This window comes from Nesterenkonia sandarakina (assembly GCF_003003175.1).
Lineage (GTDB): Bacteria > Actinomycetota > Actinomycetes > Actinomycetales > Micrococcaceae > Nesterenkonia > Nesterenkonia sandarakina_A.
In genome coordinates, this window is sequence record NZ_PVTY01000012.1 from 43,927 (window position 1) to 61,512 (window position 17,586).

Here is a 17,586-nt window from a genome sequence, read left to right on the forward strand (position 1 = left end):
GCTGACGTTCAGTCCAACGGCTCGGCTTCGCTGAGCCAGACCTGTGTGGGGCGGATGAAGAGCAGCATCAGAGACAGCGCTGCGGGGAGCAGGAAGGCCAGGCCGATAGGCACCGCGCCGCCGGAGAGGAAGCTGAAGGAGAGCACCACGATCAGCAGCTGGAGCACCATGGCGGGGGTGCGGGCGCCTTGGGCGCCGAGGAAGATCCTGAAGCCGAGCACCACCAGGACCAGCCCGAAGAGCACGTAGAGCACCACCAGAGCGATCTGGCCGACCGTGTCGAGGACCTGGGGCGGAGAGGCCACAGCCCCGGCGATCGTGCTGAAGACCACCGTGAGGCCCTGGACGAAATGGATCAGGAACAGCACCCAGACACCCAGCGGACGAGGCCGCGCCTGGACGAAGCGCCGCGGTGGACGAGGGGTGTTGAAATCCGGCTGCACCGAGTCATCTGAGGCCATATCACCATTGAACCACTGACCGACCGGGTCCCGAGCCGCCGGCCTCCCCGGAACACCCCGGCAGGCACCCCCGTCTGACAAGGCCTTTTCATAAGCCTGAGAGTGCTGTGACAAAGTACACACTGTTTCGGCGTCATTTCAGTAGTGCGAACTCTTGTTTGCCAGGCGTTAACATGCCAGCCTTGATTGCGTACTTATTCGGGATGGCAGAACACCTCACCCGAGGTCTGGAGATGTACAGCCACCAGGCACTGCGGATCATTCGAACCGTGGAACATTCTGTCGCCTGGAAGCGGATGTGACTCCCTGGAGACTCATGCACGAGCACCTCACCGTGAGGCTCGGTCGAGGAATCGCCGCTGAATGCCCAATGACCCGAACATCGGCGCCCTCGAGGCGCCCTAGGAGTAGTGATCCCATGGATTGGCGCAGCCGAGCAGCCTGCCTGGACAAGGACCCCGAGCTTTTCTTCCCCGTCGGCAACACCGGACCAGCCCTGCTTCAGATCGAGGAGGCCAAGAGCGTCTGCCGTCGGTGCCCAGTGATGGACACCTGCCTGCAGTGGGCGCTGGAGACCGGCCAGGACTCAGGAGTCTGGGGCGGCATGAGCGAGGACGAGCGCCGGGCGCTGAAGCGCCGGGCCGCGCGCGCCCGCCGCGCCTCCTGAGGCCTCAGCCTCCACTCTTCAACGACGCGGCGAGGATCGGCGCACGGAGCTTCACCCGTGTTCCCGTCCTCGCCGTTTCTGTGCCCGCACCGGGCTCTGCGCCTGCGCCAGTTTCAGGGCCTGCGCCGGTTTCAGCGCCGACGGCAGCCTCGAGCGGCGAGGCGACCCCTGCGCTCTCCCACTCGATCGAGCCGGAGAGCTCCCCGCGCACCAGGGTGCGCACGATCCGCAGCCCCAGCCCAGGCTCCCATTCCTGCTCGGGCAGCCCCACGCCGTCGTCGGTGAGCTCGAGCTCCAGCCGCTGACGCCCCGCGGCGTCGGCATGGCGCTGCACGCTCATGGTCACATGCAGCTCGCGGTGCGTCGGGTCCTCGCCGAAGCCGTGCTCCACCGCATTGGCGACGATCTCGGTGATCACCAGCGCCAGCGGGGTGACCATATCCGGCGGGAGCTGACCGAAGCTGCCGTGCAGCGCGGTGATCACCTGCCGATCGGACTGGGCCATCTCGGCGGCGAGGTAGAGCTGACGGCGCATCATGTCATCGACGTCGACGGTCTCCTCCAGGCCCTTGGAGAGCGAATCGTGGACCATCGCGATGGTCTCCACGCGCCGCATCGCCCGACGCAGGCCCTCCCGGCCCTCCTGGGAGTCCATCCGCCGCGACTGCATCCGCAGCAGCGCCGAGACGGTCTGCAGATTGTTCTTCACCCGATGGTGGATCTCCTTGATCGTGGCGTCCTTGCTCATCAGCTGCTTGTCCCGGCGGCGCAGCTCGGTGACGTCGCGGCAGAGCACCAGCGCGGCGAACCGCTCCCCGCCGCGGTCATCGCGGGAGCCGTGACGATCCGCGGAGCCGCTCGGACGGACCGGAGGCACCGCGCCCGTTCCCGAGCCGGCATGGGAGGCCCGGTAGAGCGGGATCGAGCGCAGCGTCACCGCGGCGCCATGGGCCTCCAGCTCGGCGCGCATCGCCCGGCGACCGGTGAGCATCATCGGCTGAGACTCATCGACCACCACCCCGGTGGCGCGCTGCAGCTCCGAGCCGATCCCAGCCAGGGACCGTCCCTCCAGGGTGTCGGAGACGCCCAGGCGCAGCAGCGCCGAGACCGCGTTGGGCGAGGCGAAGGTGATCCGGCCCTCGGCGTCGAGGCGGAGCAGCCCGTCACCCACCCGGGGGGCGCCGCCGTAGCCGGTGAACTCCTGGCTCGCATCGGGCCAGCGCCCTTCCGCCGCCATGACCAGCAGATCCTCGGCGCAGCGCCGGTAGGTCAGCTCCAGCCGTGAGGGGCTGCGCATCGCGGCCACCGCGAAGTGCAGCGTGATCACCCCGACGGTCCGGCCGCGGTGGATCAGCGGAATCGCCTGGACCCGCATCCGCGCCGGTGAGGGCTGGCCCTGGTCCGAGGAGTTGGTCTCCACCTGAGAGGTCCAGGCGCGCTCGACCATCGGCTTCAGGTCCGCGCGGATCCGATCCCCGACCACGTCCCGATGGATCAGGGTCTGCGTGGTCGAGGGCCGGGCCTGGGCCAGCGCGATGAAGGACCGGTCCGCAGCGGAGAGGAACCCCTCCTCGGTGTGCGGGAACCACAGCACCACGTCGGAGAACGCCAGATCCGAGAGCAGCTGCCAGTCCCCCACCAGGGCATGCAGCCACTCCACGTCGTCCTGGGAGAGGTGGCGGTGTCCGACGAGCGGATCCTGGAAGACGGCCATATCAGGACTCCTCGGTGCACACGGTGGGATGACTCTTCAGACGACGACGACGGCTCACGAGTCGACCAGACCCCGCAGGTGCCGCAGCAGCACGGTCAGCGAGGCGATGTTGTCATCGGCCAGCGCATCCACCTCGGCGACCAGCTTCTCGGCCCGGGCCAGCTTGGCCCCGTTGTCCTGCTTCCACTCCTGAAGCCGCTGATCCGGCGCGGACCCGGACGGGGTCGCACGCAGCACCGCCGAGGTGATGTCGGCCATCGCGCCGTAGAGCTCGTCGCGCTGGGCTCCGCGGGCCAGAGCCTGCCACTTGTCCTCCCGCGGGAGGTTGGTGATCCGGTTCAGCAGCGCATCGGCGCTGAACTCGGCGTAGACCGCGTAGTAGACCCCAGCGACCTCCCGGGAGTCCAGCTCGAGCTCGCGGGCCAGGCTGGCGATGTCCAGGAGCGTGAAGGCCTCGAAGAGCTGGGAGACCCAGGTCGCCAGCTGCTCGGGCATGCCCGCCTCGAGCGCCTCGGCGTGGAGCCGCACGACCCGCTCGCGGTCCTCCCCGCGCAGGTAGCTGGTGAGCTCGCCGTAGAGCGGGGTGATGTGCCCGGCGTAGGTCTCCACGTCCTCGCGGACCGAGGTGCCGCGGCTGACATGGTTGATGAACCAGCGCACCGCGCGGTCCAGCAGCCGGCGCATGTCCCGGTAGGTGTTCGCCCAGGCGCGCCGGTCGAAGCTGACCGGCAGCTCGCGCATGGCGGCGTCGAAGTCCTCCAGGGCGAAGAGCTCGCGCACGGCCACGAAGGACCGGACCACCTGCTCCTCGGCGGCGAAGGTCTCCTCGATGGCGCGGAAGACGAACGCGGCGCCGCCGACGTTGATCACGTCGTTGGCCACCACATTGGCGATGATCTCGCGGTGCAGCGGGTGCCGGCTGAGCTGATCCGGGAACCGTTCGCGCAGCGGGGCCGGGAAGTACTGCTCCAGGGTGGTCCCGAACCAGTCGTCGTCGGGCACCGAGTTCTCCACCAGCGCCGCCTTGAGCTGGATCTTCGCGTACGCGGCCAGCACCGAGAGCTCCGGGGAGGTGAGGATCCGCTGGTTGTTCGCGGCACGCTCGGCGAAGACCTCGTCGCTGGGCAGCACCTCCAGCTCGCGGTCCAGGCCCACGGTCTCCTCCAGCCAGCTGATCAGCCGCTGGAAGCTCGGGGACCACTCCCCCACACGGTGCCGGTCGGTCATCAGCAGCACGTTCTGGTCCCGGTTGGTCTCCAGCACCAGCGCGGCCACGTCCTCGGTCATCGAGCTCAGCAGCTCGGTCCGGTCCTGCGGGTCCAGGTGACCGGATCCGACCAGCTGGTCGATCAGGATCTTGATGTTGACCTCATGGTCGGAGCAGTCGACTCCGGCGGAGTTGTCGATCGCGTCGGTGTTCAGCAGCACCCCGTTCTGGGCCGCCTCGATCCGGCCGGCCTGGGTGAGTCCCAGGTTGCCGCCCTCGCCGATCACGCGGGCGCGCACCTGCCCGCCGTCGACCCGGATCGCGTTGTTCGCGCGGTCCCCGACCTGGTCGTGGGTCTCGGTGGAGGCCTTCACATACGTGCCGATCCCGCCGTTGTAGAACAGGTCCACCGGAGCCTTGAGCAGCGCGTTGATCAGCTCCGGGGGCGTGAGCCGCTGCTGGGACTCGGGCAGGTCGAAGCGACGCCGCATCGGCTCGGTGATCTCGATGGTCTTCGCGGTGCGGGAGAAGACCCCGCCGCCGTCGGAGATCAGCTCCAGGTTGTATTCGCCCCAGCCGGAGCGCTGGGCGGTGAAGAGCCGCTGCCGCTCCGCGAAGCTGGCCGCGGGGTCGGGGTCCGGGTCGATGAAGATGTGCAGGTGGTTGAACGCCGCGACCAGCCCGATGTGCTCCGAGAGCAGCATACCGTTGCCGAACACATCCCCGCCCATGTCGCCGATCCCCATGACGGTGAAGTCCTCGCGCTGGGTGTCCAGGCCGAGCTCGGAGAAGTGGGACTTCACCGACTCCCAGGCACCCCGGGCGGTGATGCCCATGTCCTTGTGGTCATAGCCCACCGAGCCGCCGGAGGCGAAGGCATCCCCGAGCCAGTGCCCGTATTCCTTGCTGATCGCGTTCGCGGTGTCGGAGAAGGTCGCGGTGCCCTTGTCGGCCGCGACGACCAGGTAGGCGTCGTCGCCGTCGTGCCGGACGACCCGGTCGGGGTGGGTGATCACCATCTGGCCATCGCGTTCGCTCTGGTTGTCGGTGATGTCGAGCAGGGCGCGGATGAAGATCTTGTACGCGTCCTGACCCGCCTCGACCCAGGCGCCGCGGTCCGCGGTCGGGTCCGGGAGCTGCTTGGGGAAGAAGCCGCCCTTCGCGCCGGAGGGCACGATCACCGCGTTCTTGGCCATCTGCGCCTTCACCAGTCCCAGCACCTCGGTGCGGAAGTCCTCGCGCCGATCGGACCAGCGCAGCCCGCCGCGGGCGACCTTCGCGAAGCGCAGGTGCACGCCCTCGACCTGTGGGGAGTAGACCCAGATCTCGTGGGCCGGGCGCGGTGCCGGCGCGGCGTCGATGGTCGCCGGGGTCAGCTTCAGCGAGAGCCAGTCGCGACCCTGATAGAGGTTGGTCCGCTGGGTGGAGTCGATGAGGTTCAGCAGCGCGCTGAGCACCCGGTCGGCGTCCAGGGTGCGGACCTGCTCCAGCGCCTCGAGGACCCGCTCGCGCGCCGTCGCGCTCTGGTCCTCACGGTCCCCCTCCAGATCAGGATCGAACCGCGTCTCGAAGTAGCTCACCAGCGCCAGCGCCATCTCCGGGTTGCTCAACAGCGAGTCCGCCACGAAGCTGTAGGAGTTGGTGCTGCCGAGCTGGCGGTAGTACTTCGCATAGGCGCGCAGCACCGTGACGCTGCGGATGCTCAGACTCAGCCGCAGCACCAGCTGCGAGAAGATGTCCGATTCGGCGCGCCCGATCAGGACCTGCTGATAGGCCTCCTGGAGCAGCCCGATGGTCGCGTCCGCGTCCACCGACTCGGGGTAGAACAGTCCCAGGTCGTAGAGGTAGAACGTGGCTCCGTCGGGGCAGTGCAGCGTGTAGGACCGCTCGTCGAGGACCTCCAGCCCGAAGTCGTCGATCACCGGCAGCGTATCGGTGAGCGTCTTGGGCTCGGTGAGGTAGAGCTTCAGCCGCATGTCCGCCACCCCGTTCTCCCCGGAGTGGTAGAAGCTCATCCGCGGCACGGCCTGACCCTCCGCGGCGGCCGCCTCCAGGGCTTCGAACTGGGCGGCATCGGCGAGCGCGTCCTGGACCTCGTAGAGCACCCGGTAGTCCTCCGGGAACGCCTCGCCCCAGCGCGCGGCGACGGCGCGGGCGTGGGAGGAGGAGTAGCGTTCCCGGGCCTCGGCGGCGATCCCCTCGGACCAGGAGCGCACCGCTCGGGTCAGCCGCTGCTCCAGCTCCTGCTGGGTGCCGGCGGGCTCAGCGGCGTCGTCGGCGAGGCGAAGCCGGAAGAACACCCGGGCCAGCACCGAGTCGGTGAGCCGGACGTTGAAGTCGATGGACTCTGCCTCGATGTAGCCCAGCAGCTCCTGCTCGATCCGCCGCCGCACCGCGGTGTTGTAGCGGTCCCTGGGCAGGTAGACCAGGGCGGTCATGAACCGCCCGTAGTGGTCCCGGCGCAGGAAGAGCTTCACCCGGCGTCGCTCCTGGAGCTGCATGATCTGCCAGGTGGCCTGTTCGATCTCGTCGATCTCCATCTGCAGCAGCTCGTTGCGCGGATAGGTCTCGAGGATCTGCATCAGGTCGTTGCCCGAATGCGAGTCCGGCGCGAAGCCGGAGCGGCGCAGCAGCTGTTCGGCGCGTGCGCGCAGCAGCGGGATGTTCACGATCGATTCGCTGTAGGCGCGCTCGCTGAAGAGCCCGATGAACCGGCGCTCGCCCTTGACGGTGCCATCGGCGTGGAAGGTCTTGACCGCCACGTAGTCCATGTAGGTGCGGCGGCGCACGGTGGAGCGCGAATTGGCCTTGGTGATGACCAGGGCGCGGCGCTGCCCGGCCCGCTGCCGACCGGCGACGGAGAGCTCGGTGGAGCGTCGGGTGATCGGCTTGGCGTTCTTGTCGGCGAGGATCCCGAGCCCGGTCCCGGTGAGCGGGTCCAGATGCACGGAGCCGTCCGGGTAGTCGGCGAGCTGGTACTCGCGGTAGCCCAGGAACAGGAAGTTCCCGGAGCCCATCCACTGCAGCAGGTCCGCTGACTCCTGGGACTCCGGGAGGTCGGTCGACTCGCGCAGCGCGTGCCCGGCGGCCTTGACCTGAGCGACCATCCGGTCCTGGTCCCTATGGCTGACCTTCACATCGTGCAGGATCTTGTGCAGCCCGCTGACCAGGGTCTCTGCCTCCTGGTGGGAGATCACCCGGTCGAGCTCGATGGTGATCCAGGATTCGATCTTGACCTGGTGCTGCTCGTCGAAGATCGCGGTGAGGTTCGGCAGGGTCTGGGTGTCGCCGGAGGAGACCCCGCGGTGTTCCGCCGGCAGGGACTTCACCGTGACCAGCGAACCGGTGTCGGTGCTGCGGCTGCTCAGCAGGATCGGGTGCACCACCAGAGAGATGCCGTGGCCGTGCCGGGTCACCTCCGCGGTGACCGAGTCCACCAGGTAGGGCATGTCATCGGTGACGACCTGGACCAGGCTCTGGCCCCCGACGTCGACGACCTGGGCCACCGGGGACGAGTCGGTCCGGGTCTCGGCGAGGCGCAGGTGCTCCTGGACCCGCTGCTGCTGGCGGTCGACGCTGACCTGCTGGCGATCCTCACTGGCGATATGGGCGTAATAGGCATCGGTCAATGTCTCGAGATCGGCGTCATTGCTGGTCCAAAGAATTGTCTCGGCGGGCATGTGTACTCTCGTCCTTTTGCGCTGATGTGGAGTACGCGCAGTCCTGGGCCTCGGAGGGCCGGACCACGCGTTGCCTGTGCCGCTCAGCCTACCGTCTGCCCCGGGCGCGCAGCCCGCGACGGCGCACCTGCAGATCCACCCCGGCGAGCCGCGCGATGCTGCGGCGCAGCGCGGAATCTGGGGCTGCCTCGGCCAGGACCTGACCATGGAGCAGCGCGGCGTCGCAGCCGGCAGGGTCCCAGGGCAAAAACGCCTGGATCGGGGCGGCCGGGCCGAGCCGGAGCCAGGTCTGGCTCAGCTGGTCCCGGGGTGAGCTGCCGATCACCTCGCTGCGCACCTTGTTGATGACCACCTCGGGCTGGCCCAGCGAGGCGCCTTCGGCGGGGAGCGCGAGGGCCTCCACGGCCTTGACCAGACGCGGGAAGCTCACCGGATCGGCCGCGCCGACGGCGAGGACCCGGTCCGCGAGGCGCAGGCAGGTCAGGGTGGCGGCATTGCGCTGGGGCGCGGTGGTGTCGAAGCTGAGCTCCTCGTCCTCCTCGACCGGGGCGGCGACGTCGATGATCACGTGGGCATAGTGGCTGCGGACCAGCTCCAGCACCGCGCCGAGGCTGCGTTCACGCAGCTCCGGCCAGCGCTGGGCGCGCGGCAGCCCGGAGAGCAGGCTCAGCTGCGTGCCGCTGATCTGCACCGTGGTGGTGGCAGCCTGCAGCGCCGCGGCGTCCAGCCGGCCCAGGTCTGCCGCCCGGCAGACACGGGCCAACCCCGCGGTCTCCTCCATCAGGCCTAGCTGCGCCACGAGCGAGGCGGCGATCGTGTCCGCGTCGATCAGCAGCACCGAGGCGCCCTGCAGCGCGAGCTCGGCGGCGAGGTTGACCGCCACCGTGCTGCGTCCCGGGCTGCCTGGGGCGCCCCAGACCACGGTGATGCCGCGGGGCGCGCCGGAGAGGTCGCGAAGCGCCGCGCCCTCCGGATCGGGTGTGACCTCAGGGCCGGCTGCGTCCTGCTGGGCTGCCGCGTTCTCCGGCTCGAGCGCGCCGTCCGGCGTCCTCGCGTCGGGAGTCTTGACGTCCCGGTCTCCGGTGCTGCCGTTGCTGGTCGGCGGCCAGGGATGGTTCGTGTCCCCGTTCCTGCTGTGCTGGATATCCGCCACGGCGGAGGGGAAGCCGCTGGTCGGGCCCAGGCTGGAGTCGGGGACGCCTGCGCCGCCCATCGGCTCTGCGCCCATCAGGGCCTGCGCCAGCACCGACGGGCTCACCTCGTCGGTGAAGCTGAGCACCCCGAGCCGCTGCAGACGGCTCCGCTCCTCCGCCACATGGGAGATGACGACGACGTGCCTGCCGCCCGCCTGAAGCTCGCCGAGCACCGTGGCGGTGAGCTGATGGGTCTCGCCGATGATCAGCGCCGCATCGGCCCGGCCGGTGCGGCAGACGGCGATCAGCTCGGGAAGGTCGGTGCAGCGGCGTTCAATCGTGACGGGACCCTGGAGACCTTCCACGGCGGCGATATGGTCGACGCTGAGCCGACCCATGGTGACCACGGCCCACCTGCTCATCTACGCCTCGTCCTCGGGTGCTGACTCGTCCTCAGGTGCTGACTCGTCTTGAGGTTCTGACTCGTCTTGAGGTTCTGACCCGTCTGCTGCCTCCGAGTCTGGGTCGGCGTCAGATCCAGGGTCCGGGACAGGCTCCGCCGCGGCGCCGGCCGGCACCACCGAAAGGGCGGCGGCCGAGCTGGTGGCACCGAGCAGTCCGGGCAGCTCCTCCGGATGCACCAGAAGTTCCACGGTGACGCGTTCCTGGGCTCCGAAGGTGGTGCTGGACTCGGTGATCACCGAGACTTGGGCGCCGTCGGCGATCTGCTCGACCTGGACCTCCTGCTGCGCTCCCAGGGCTCCGGCGTCGGCGGCCCAGACGTCGACGAGCCGGCCGGGCTCCACACCCCTGGCCAGGGTGTGCTCCACCGTGATGGTCATCGCCTGCCGCCCCTGCGGGTCTTCCGCCGCCAGGGCGCGACGCGGGATCAGCTCCCCTTCATCGACCATGGCGATGAACTCGGTGCCGTCGGGCAGCGCGTCGGCCACCGGGAGGTAGGCCTCGGAGAGCTCGTCGATCTGGACCTGGACCACGCGGAGGTCTTCGGTGGAGAGCCGGTCCCCCACCGTGAGCAGTCGGTCCGCGGCGTAGACCTCGGTGGTGCGATTCTGCGTGGCCATCAGGGCGATCACGCCGGAGACCGAGAGCACCACGATCAGCAGGCCTGCGAGCAGCCGGGGGTCTCTCCAGCTTGGTCGGCGCAGACGCTGAGCGGCCGGCGTCGATCTGGGGGCACCGGGGGGCCGCGGACGGGATCGCGGCTCTGCGCTCGGCGGGGAATGGGGCTCAGGCATGGCGTCTCCCTGGCTGACGGCCCGCCAGCGCGGGCGCACAGGGCTCAGCGTAGATACCCGCTGCTCAGATGACAACGGGTCCGGCAGAATCTGTGCAGAACATTTCGGGTTCTGCGGCGTGAAGAACTCGGATTCCTTCGCCGACGCGTGGGAGAATGGCGGAAACGACATCAAACGACACCCTGGATCACGGAGGCCCATGATGCGACGGTTCTTGACCCTGCCCGATGTGGCGGAGGCGCTGAACATCTCGATGTCGCAGACTCGGGCGCTGATCAAGACCGGGGATCTGGAGGGCATCCAGATCGGGGGGCGCGGCCAGTGGCGGGTCGAGGAGGCGAAGCTCGACGAATACATCGAGCGTCAGTACGCGGCCCAGCGGGAGTCCCGCGCCGGCACGACCGGAGGGGCCGGCACGTCGGTCGAGGATCAGGCGCGCACGGCCCGGTCCTGAGCACCACGAGGCCCTAGTCGAGGTCGGTTCCCTCGCTGCGGAACCAGGACACCGCATGCAGCGGGACCACGCGCAGGCCTCGCGCCGCCTCGCCCCGGGGCAGCAGGCCCTCTGCTGAGAGCGGCATGATCTCGACGAAGTCCCGCCCGGCCGCCGCGATCAGGCCCGCAGCCAGGAGGCCCTGCGCCCCGAAGACGCTCACCGGGGCGCGATCCCTGGACAGCCGCCGCAGCGGCGCCGCGATGCCGAGCCGCCGGCGGACCGCGCTCGACTCGCCGCGCGCCACCGAGCGGACCATGCCGTCGACGGTGAGGATGCTCGAGAGCGGCACCAGGACGCTGTGCCGCAGGGTCGTCCCAGCCATCCAGTCCGCCCCGACCGCGCGGACTCGCAGGTCGAACCGGTGACCGCCCGAGACCTGCAGACCCAGCTCTCGATCCTGGTGCCCTCGCAGTCGCTCGGCAAACTCCAGCCGGGAGGCCTCGAGCCTCGAGGCGTCCGCCAGCGCGGCGGTGAACTCGGCGGTCTGCCCGGCCTCCAGCTGAGTCTCCAGATCGGCAAACAATGCATCCCAGCGCATATCGGTCCCATCTCCTGACCTGCTGTCTGGCCCCGAGGCTACAGGATCCTCCCCCAACCCTATTGATGAACCAACGACACTGTGTACACTCTAAAAACACCAAACAGAAGCAAACGTCATTTCGATGTGACCAGGACGGGCATCATGGGCATCCGCGGCACAGCTTGGCCCCCGAGTGCAGAGGCACGAGCCCCTGCGCGCAGCCTGCAAGACCCGCTGCTGAGCGCGGGGTTCATCGCGAGCGGCCCCGCCCTGTGGTGGTTCGCCACCATGATCCTCAACCATCGGCCGGAGGCACCGATGCGGCTCGGGCAGATCCACCGCCAGCCGGGCCTCGAGGCTGCCGAGACGCTGCTGGGCCTGCTCGCCGCCGCGGCAGGACTGGTCATCAGCGCCGGGGCGGTGATCGCGGTCCTGGCGCTGCTCGCCGGGCAGATCGCCCGCCGGTGCGGAGCCCGGACCCTGGAACAAGCGCTGGCCCGGTTCGCTCCAGGCTTCCTGCGCCGCACCGTGGCACTGACCCTGGGCACCGGACTCGCGCTGTCCGCGGTCGGCGCCGACTCCTGGCCCTGCCCGCCGGAGACCGCCGCCACGCAGACCAGCGATTCACGGGGCTCGGACCCCCAGGTCGTGGACGCCCCCGGGCACCGCTCCCCGGCGGGCGGAGAGCCAGACTCCGCCCTGTTCGACGCCGAGGAACCCGAGACCGCCGAGCGAGACGACGCCGAGCCGGACACCACCGATTCGGACGTCGCCGAGCCGTCACCGGAGAGGACTCGGCCACCCTCCGGACTGTTCACCCCGGAGGCTCCTGCGCTGAACACCGACCGGCTCCAGGGGGTGCCCCACCGCCGCGGGTCCGAGCCTGAGCAGGTTGTGGTCCGCCTCGGGGATTCGCTGTGGGACATCGCTGCGGACCATCTCGGCGCTGACGCGACGGATTGGGAGATCGCCGCGAGCTGGCCCCAGTGGTACGCGACGAATCGGGACAGGATCGGTGAGGACCCCGGCCTCATCCACCCCGGAACGGTCCTGGACGTCCCACCCCCGTGACCACCGACCGGCATCGAGCAGATATCCGCGACCCCCAGGAGGAACCATGTCAGTGAGTCCAGCAGGTCAGCAGCGCACAACAGCATCGGTCACACGGAAGCCGGCACGAGATGCGGTCCGAGAGCCGTCGCGCGAGGATCCGTTGCAGTCGCTGCGCGCATTCCTCGAAGCCGATCCCCAGCTTCGGGGACGCACCAGGATCATTCCCGCCCCGGGCTCGCCGTGGCCTTCTCCGGACCCCGCGCCGAGGGCGAGCTATCCGCTCCGGCGCGAGGATGAGCTCCCAGCTCTGATGCGTCGGCTGCGTGGAGAGCGAGAACCTGCGGGAAGCCGTCGAGCACCGGGCGAGCCGCCCACGGTGCTTGCCAGCTATCGGGAGGAGCACCGGCAGATCTGCGCCATCTCACGCATCGTCTGCCAGGTCACCACGGAGGTGCTGCAGGGCGTGCGTCCGGCGGCTCAGCTCCAGCGGTGGCTCGATCTCGAGGTGCAGCAGAAGGTGGCAGAACGGGCATCCCTGCTCGAGGAGACCCGACGCTCCGGAGCCCGGGGCTCAGCGCGGACCGGTCCCCGGTCCAGGCCCGGAACCCCGGAGACGATCCCGCGGCCGCAGCCGCTGACCTTCGGGCACCTGCGCGCCGAACGCGTCGCCCGAGGCGCCTGGGAGGTCTCCGTGGTGTTCGGCGACGGCAGACGCGTCCGGGCATGCGCGCTGCGCCTTGAAGCCCACCGGCGGCGCTGGCGCGTGGTCGCGATGGAGCTGGGCTGAGCTCAGCCCTGGGTCGCGGTGGTGTCCTGAAGACCAGGTACGCGCAGGCGCTTGCCGGAGGCGAACAACCGTCCATCCTTGACCCCGGGGAGGTTCGGGGTCGCGGTCGCGGGCGCCTTCGCAGTGACCTCGGCGCTGAAGAGCAGACGCACCGAGTCTTCACGGACGCTGTCGGCCATGGTCTGGAAGAGCAGGAAGCCTTCACGCTGGTACTCCACCAGCGGATCACGCTGAGCCATCGAGCGCAGCCCGATGCCTGACTTCAGGTAATCCATCTCGTAGAGGTGTTCCTGCCACTTCTCATCGATCACGGTGAGCAGGACCCGGCGCTCGAGCTGCCGGATCGCGGTCTCCCCGATCTCCTCGGCCTTGTTCTCGTAGGCGACCTTGGCGTCGGAGATCAGCTCGCGCTTGAGCATCTTCGTATTGAGCTGATCGATCCCGCCGGCCTCTTCGACCAGGTCCTCGATGCTCAGCGATACCGGGTAGAGCGACTTCAGCTCTTCCCAGAGCGCCTCCAGGTCCCAGTCCTCGGAGGAGGAGGCGGTGGTCTTCTCCTCGATCATCAGGCCCACGGCGTCCTCGATGAAGTGCTGGACCTTCTCATGGACGTCGTCGCCCTCGAGGATCCGGCGGCGGTCGGAGTAGATGGCCTGGCGCTGGCGGTTCATGACGTCGTCGTACTTGAGCACGTTCTTGCGAGTCTCGGTGTTCTGACCCTCGCGCTGCTGCTGGGCGTTGGCGATCGCGGAGGACACGAACTTGTGCTCCACCGGAATCTCGTCGTCCATGGCCTTGGAGTTCATGATGCGCGCCGCAGCCGCCTGGTTGAACAGCCGCATCAGGTCATCGGTCAGCGAGATGTAGAACCGGGACTCGCCGGGGTCACCCTGACGGCCGGAGCGGCCGCGCAGCTGGTTGTCGATCCGGCGGGACTGGTGCCGCTCGGTGCCGAGCACGTAGAGCCCGCCCAGTTCGCGGACCGTGTCGCCGTCGGCCTTGGTCTCGGCCTTGGCGCGGTCGAAGACCTCGTCCCACTTGGCCTCGTAGGCCTCGGCGTCCTTCTCCGGGTCCAGGCCGAGCTTCTCCATCTCGCGGACCGCATTGAACTCGGCGTTGCCGCCGAGCATGATGTCGGTGCCGCGACCCGCCATGTTGGTCGCGACGGTGACCGAGCCCTTCCGGCCGGCCTGGGCGACGATGGCGGCCTCGTGCTCATGGTTCTTCGCGTTGAGCACCTCATGGCGGATGCCGGCCTGGGCCAGCTTCTTGGAGAGGTACTCGGACTTCTCCACGGATTCGCTGCCGACCAGGATCGGCTGACCCTTCTCGTGGCGCTCGATGATGTCCTTCATCACCGCGTCGAACTTCACGACCTCGTTCTTGTAGACGAGGTCGTTGTGGTCCACGCGCTGGCGGGGACGGTTCGACGGGATCGGGACGACGCCGAGCTTATAGGTCGACATGAACTCGCCGGCCTCGGTCTCCGCGGTGCCGGTCATGCCGGAGATCTTGTCGTAGCTGCGGAAGTAGTTCTGCAGGGTCACGGTGGCGCGGGTCTGGTTCTCGGGCTTGACCCGGACCTGCTCCTTGGCCTCGATGGCCTGGTGCAGACCTTCGTTGTAGCGCCGACCCTTCAGGATGCGCCCGGTGTGCTCATCGACGATGTGCACCTCGCCCTGGGAGACCACGTAGTCGGTGTCCCGGCGGTAGAGCTCCTTCGCCCGGATGGCGTTGTTGAGGTACTGGATCAGCGTGGTGTTCTGGGTCTCGTAGAGGTTCTCGATGCCGAGGTAGTCCTCGACCTTGTCGATCCCGGACTCCAGCACGCCGACGGTGCGCTTCTTCTCGTCGACCTCGTAGTCCTCGTCGATGTTCAACTTCTTCACCAGGGTGGAGAAGTCGGTGTACCAGCGGGAGATGTCACCGGAGGCGGCGCCCGAGATGATCAGCGGGGTGCGGGCCTCGTCGATGAGGATCGAGTCGATCTCATCGATGATGGCGTAGTGGTGCTCACGCTGGACCAGGTCGTCCAGGGACTGCGCCATGTTGTCGCGCAGGAAGTCGAAGCCGAACTCGTTGTTCGTGCCGTAGGTGATGTCCGCGGCGTAGGCCTCGCGGCGTGCGGCCGGCTTGAGGTCGTTGGTGATGGTGCCGACGTTGAGCCCGAGGAAGCGGTAGACGCGTCCCATCAGGTCCGCCTGGTACTTCGCCAGGTAGTCGTTCACGGTGACCACATGGACGCCCTTGCCGGTGAGCGCGTTGAGATACGCCGGGGCGGTCGCGACGAGGGTCTTGCCCTCGCCGGTGCCCATCTCGGCGATGTCGCCCAGGTGCAGGGCGGCTCCACCCATCAGCTGCACGTCATAGTGCCGCTGACCCAGGGTGCGGTCGGCTGCCTCGCGCACCGTGGCGAAGGCCTCGGGCAACAGGGAGTTCAGCGACTCGCCGTCGCGCAGGCGCTCCCGGAAGCGTTCGGTCTCGGCGCGCAGCTCGGCGTCGCTGAGTTCCTTGAACTCGTCCTCCAGGAGGTTCACCGCATCCGCATAGGAGCGCAGAGTCCTGAGGATCTTCTTATCCCCGGTCTTGAGGATTCGTTCAAGCAGTGTGGGCACAGCCAGTTCTCCATCAGTGTCTACTGGTTCCGCGGAGACCCACGATAGGCATGAGTCACCAGGTGTCATTCTACGCGCTCGCCCCAGGAGCCCCCGAACCGGGCCACCAGATCCCCTCCCGCACAGCGTTGAGGGGCGGATTCTGCGAGCATCTGCGCCCGCCGGGACATGAAGTCCCCGGGGAATCCGCCCCTCGACGTGGGGGTCACCCCTCTGCTGAGGGGTGATGGGTGGGTGTGGAGGTGATGGGTGGGTGTGGAGCGGGGGTCAGGAGGCCTGGTAGGCCAGTTCCTCGACCACCGGTTCATGCTCGTCGCTGCCGTTCTGGTCCAGCGAGATCACGCCGTAGGTCCAGCCGCGGCGGCGGTAGACCGCTGAGGGCTGTCCTGTTGCGGCATCCACAAAGAGGTAGAAGTCGTGGCCGACGAGTTCCATCGCATCCACGGCTGCATCCACGCTGACCGGCTTGGCCGGGAAGACCTTGCGCCGGATCTTGATGCTCGACTCCGCCTCATCCTCGGTGGGCGGCACATCATCAGCCGCCTCGGCATCGAGGACCTGTTCATAGAGCGGACGGTCAGTGGCGGCTGGGGGAACGCTCGCCATCGCGGCGGCGACGTCGGCGGCCCCATTATGAGGGGCGTGGGCGCGGGACTTCTTCTTGTCCAGGGTGCGCCGCAGCCGCTCGGTGAGCTTGTTCAGGGCGATCTCGAAGGCGGCGAACTTGTCACCGGCCTGCGCTTCGGAACGAATGACCTTGCCACGGCCGATGACGGTCAGCTCGACGGTCATGCTGGTGTCGGCTCGGCGGTGGGAATTTTCGCTGGAGACCTTGATCTCCAGGCGATGCCCCTTGTCGGTGAGCTGCTCGATCTTCTCGAGCTTCCCTTCGACGTGCTCCTTGAAGGCGGAGGGGATCGCGATATTTCGGCCAGTGAAGTTGACCTGCAGAGTCATTCTGTCCTCCTCGTATCCGATATTCAGACACAGCGGAGACAGGAACGATGTCCCCCTCGCCGCTGCGATGGGACTGTAAGAAGTACCCATACCTCAGACTAGTTCGCCGGAGCGACCCACGTCACCATTTACGCCTCGGGCGAAGCTCTCACCAGCGGAAATTCTGATTCCGCCCCAGGTCCAGGGGCTGCCGCGAAGACCGCCGCGCCGTGGATCCGGGCCCCGGCGGCGCCGAGCACCCGGTAGAGCTCGGCCAGCGTGGATCCGCTGGTGAGCACGTCATCGACCAGCAGCACATCCGCACCCGGGAGCATCTCGCGACCACGCGGGGTCAGCTCGAGGGTGCCCACCGTCCGACGGCGTCGGGCACGAGCGCCCCGGGTCTTCTGACGTCCCTGTGTCGGGTTCAGCGAGCGCAGCGCCGCCGCTCGCGTCTGGCGCAGCAGCCCCGACGTGGGCACCAGCCGCAGCTGACCGTGCTGCGGCGGCCGCGCGGACCTGGCGAGGGCGTGGCCCAGCAGCAGCTGCACCGGATCGAATCCACGGGTCAGCTGGGAGCGCAACGACGACGGCGGGCTCACCAGCAGCCAGGGATGCGAGCCGGTGGACACGGGAGCAGACCCCTGGGCGGCGCGCGCGGCGGCCAGCCGCAGCGCCCGGGCGAGCCCAGGACCCAGGGCCGCGCCCAGTCCGATCGCCCCATGATCCTTGAACGCGAGCACCGCCTGGGACAGCAGTCCCTCGTAGCGGCCGGCCGCGCTGACCGGCAGCACGGTGATCGTCTCGCCGGTCATCAGCAGCGGCAGGGCCAGAGCCTGCTGCTCGGCGGCGAACGGACTGCGGGTCAGCAGGTGCAGATCCTCGGCGCATAGCTCACAGAACACCTCGTCCTGCTCCGCGCAGCCGACGCACCAGACCGGTGTGAGGATCCCCGCCGCCGAGCGCAGCGCGGTTCGGACCACGACCCCGGCGGACCCGAACCAGAGCCGGTCAGCAGTGCGGGCGAGCTGCCCGGGGCGTCGGCGCGTCGGATCCATGCC

Annotated in this window: 13 protein-coding genes; 4 read left to right on the plus strand and 9 right to left on the minus strand. The window is 68.7% G+C overall.

What is annotated here, in order from left to right:
- Positions 1-8: 8 nt before the first annotated feature.
- Positions 9-461, minus strand: a complete 453-nt coding sequence (locus BCL67_RS10750) for a hypothetical protein (protein ID WP_106123439.1) — start codon at positions 459-461, stop codon at positions 9-11.
- Between the two features lie 418 nt (positions 462-879).
- Between BCL67_RS10750 and BCL67_RS10755 the strand changes: the two genes are divergently transcribed.
- A complete protein-coding gene (locus BCL67_RS10755) occupies positions 880-1,128 on the plus strand; it encodes a WhiB family transcriptional regulator (protein ID WP_036474112.1) in 249 nt (82 codons plus the stop codon).
- Between the two features lie 4 nt (positions 1,129-1,132).
- Here the strand turns inward: BCL67_RS10755 and BCL67_RS10760 are convergent, their stop codons facing one another.
- From BCL67_RS10760 to BCL67_RS10775, 4 genes are all read right to left on the minus strand, one after another.
- Positions 1,133-2,842: a sensor histidine kinase gene (locus tag BCL67_RS10760; protein WP_106123440.1), complete on the minus strand. Its 1,710-nt coding sequence runs from the start codon at positions 2,840-2,842 to the stop codon at positions 1,133-1,135.
- Between the two features lie 54 nt (positions 2,843-2,896).
- Positions 2,897-7,729: an NAD-glutamate dehydrogenase gene (locus BCL67_RS10765; protein ID WP_106123441.1), complete on the minus strand. Its 4,833-nt coding sequence runs from the start codon at positions 7,727-7,729 to the stop codon at positions 2,897-2,899.
- An 88-nt stretch (positions 7,730-7,817) separates the two neighbouring features.
- Positions 7,818-9,284, minus strand: coding sequence for an AAA family ATPase (locus tag BCL67_RS10770; protein ID WP_106123442.1), 1,467 nt, complete (start codon positions 9,282-9,284; stop codon positions 7,818-7,820).
- Complete coding sequence (locus tag BCL67_RS10775) at positions 9,285-10,118, minus strand: hypothetical protein (protein ID WP_146131137.1); 834 nt, start codon at positions 10,116-10,118, stop codon at positions 9,285-9,287. It lies immediately after the preceding gene.
- A 199-nt stretch (positions 10,119-10,317) separates the two neighbouring features.
- On the opposite strand from BCL67_RS10775, the gene BCL67_RS10780 reads away from it, so the two are divergent.
- Entirely contained in the window at positions 10,318-10,572 is a 255-nt protein-coding gene (locus BCL67_RS10780; protein WP_445641287.1) for a helix-turn-helix domain-containing protein, read from the plus strand.
- A gap of 13 nt (positions 10,573-10,585) precedes the next feature.
- On the opposite strand, the gene BCL67_RS10785 is transcribed toward BCL67_RS10780, so the two are convergent.
- Positions 10,586-11,152 carry a hypothetical protein gene (locus tag BCL67_RS10785; protein ID WP_106123444.1) on the minus strand — a complete coding sequence of 189 codons (567 nt, stop codon included), beginning with the start codon at positions 11,150-11,152 and terminating at the stop codon, positions 10,586-10,588.
- Between the two features lie 126 nt (positions 11,153-11,278).
- Here BCL67_RS10785 and BCL67_RS10790 point away from each other — a divergent pair, with 126 nt between their 5' ends.
- Together BCL67_RS10790 and BCL67_RS10795 are read left to right on the plus strand one after the other, a co-directional pair.
- On the plus strand, positions 11,279-12,205 hold the full coding sequence (locus tag BCL67_RS10790) for a LysM peptidoglycan-binding domain-containing protein (RefSeq protein WP_146131138.1): 927 nt from the start codon (positions 11,279-11,281) through the stop codon (positions 12,203-12,205).
- A gap of 358 nt (positions 12,206-12,563) precedes the next feature.
- Positions 12,564-12,974, plus strand: a complete 411-nt coding sequence (locus BCL67_RS10795; protein WP_106123446.1) for an Rv3235 family protein — start codon at positions 12,564-12,566, stop codon at positions 12,972-12,974.
- Between the two features lie 2 nt (positions 12,975-12,976).
- Here the strand turns inward: BCL67_RS10795 and secA are convergent, their stop codons facing one another.
- From secA to BCL67_RS10810, 3 genes are all read right to left on the minus strand, one after another.
- Positions 12,977-15,589, minus strand: a complete 2,613-nt coding sequence (secA, locus tag BCL67_RS10800; protein WP_106123447.1) for a preprotein translocase subunit SecA — start codon at positions 15,587-15,589, stop codon at positions 12,977-12,979.
- Positions 15,590-15,856: 267 nt separating this feature from the next.
- Positions 15,857-16,546 (minus strand): ribosome hibernation-promoting factor, HPF/YfiA family, encoded by a 690-nt coding sequence (gene hpf, locus BCL67_RS10805; RefSeq protein ID WP_181255981.1) that lies wholly within the window; start codon positions 16,544-16,546, stop codon positions 15,857-15,859.
- A gap of 128 nt (positions 16,547-16,674) precedes the next feature.
- On the minus strand, positions 16,675-17,583 hold the full coding sequence (locus BCL67_RS10810) for a ComF family protein (protein ID WP_106123448.1): 909 nt from the start codon (positions 17,581-17,583) through the stop codon (positions 16,675-16,677).
- Positions 17,584-17,586 lie beyond the last annotated feature (3 nt).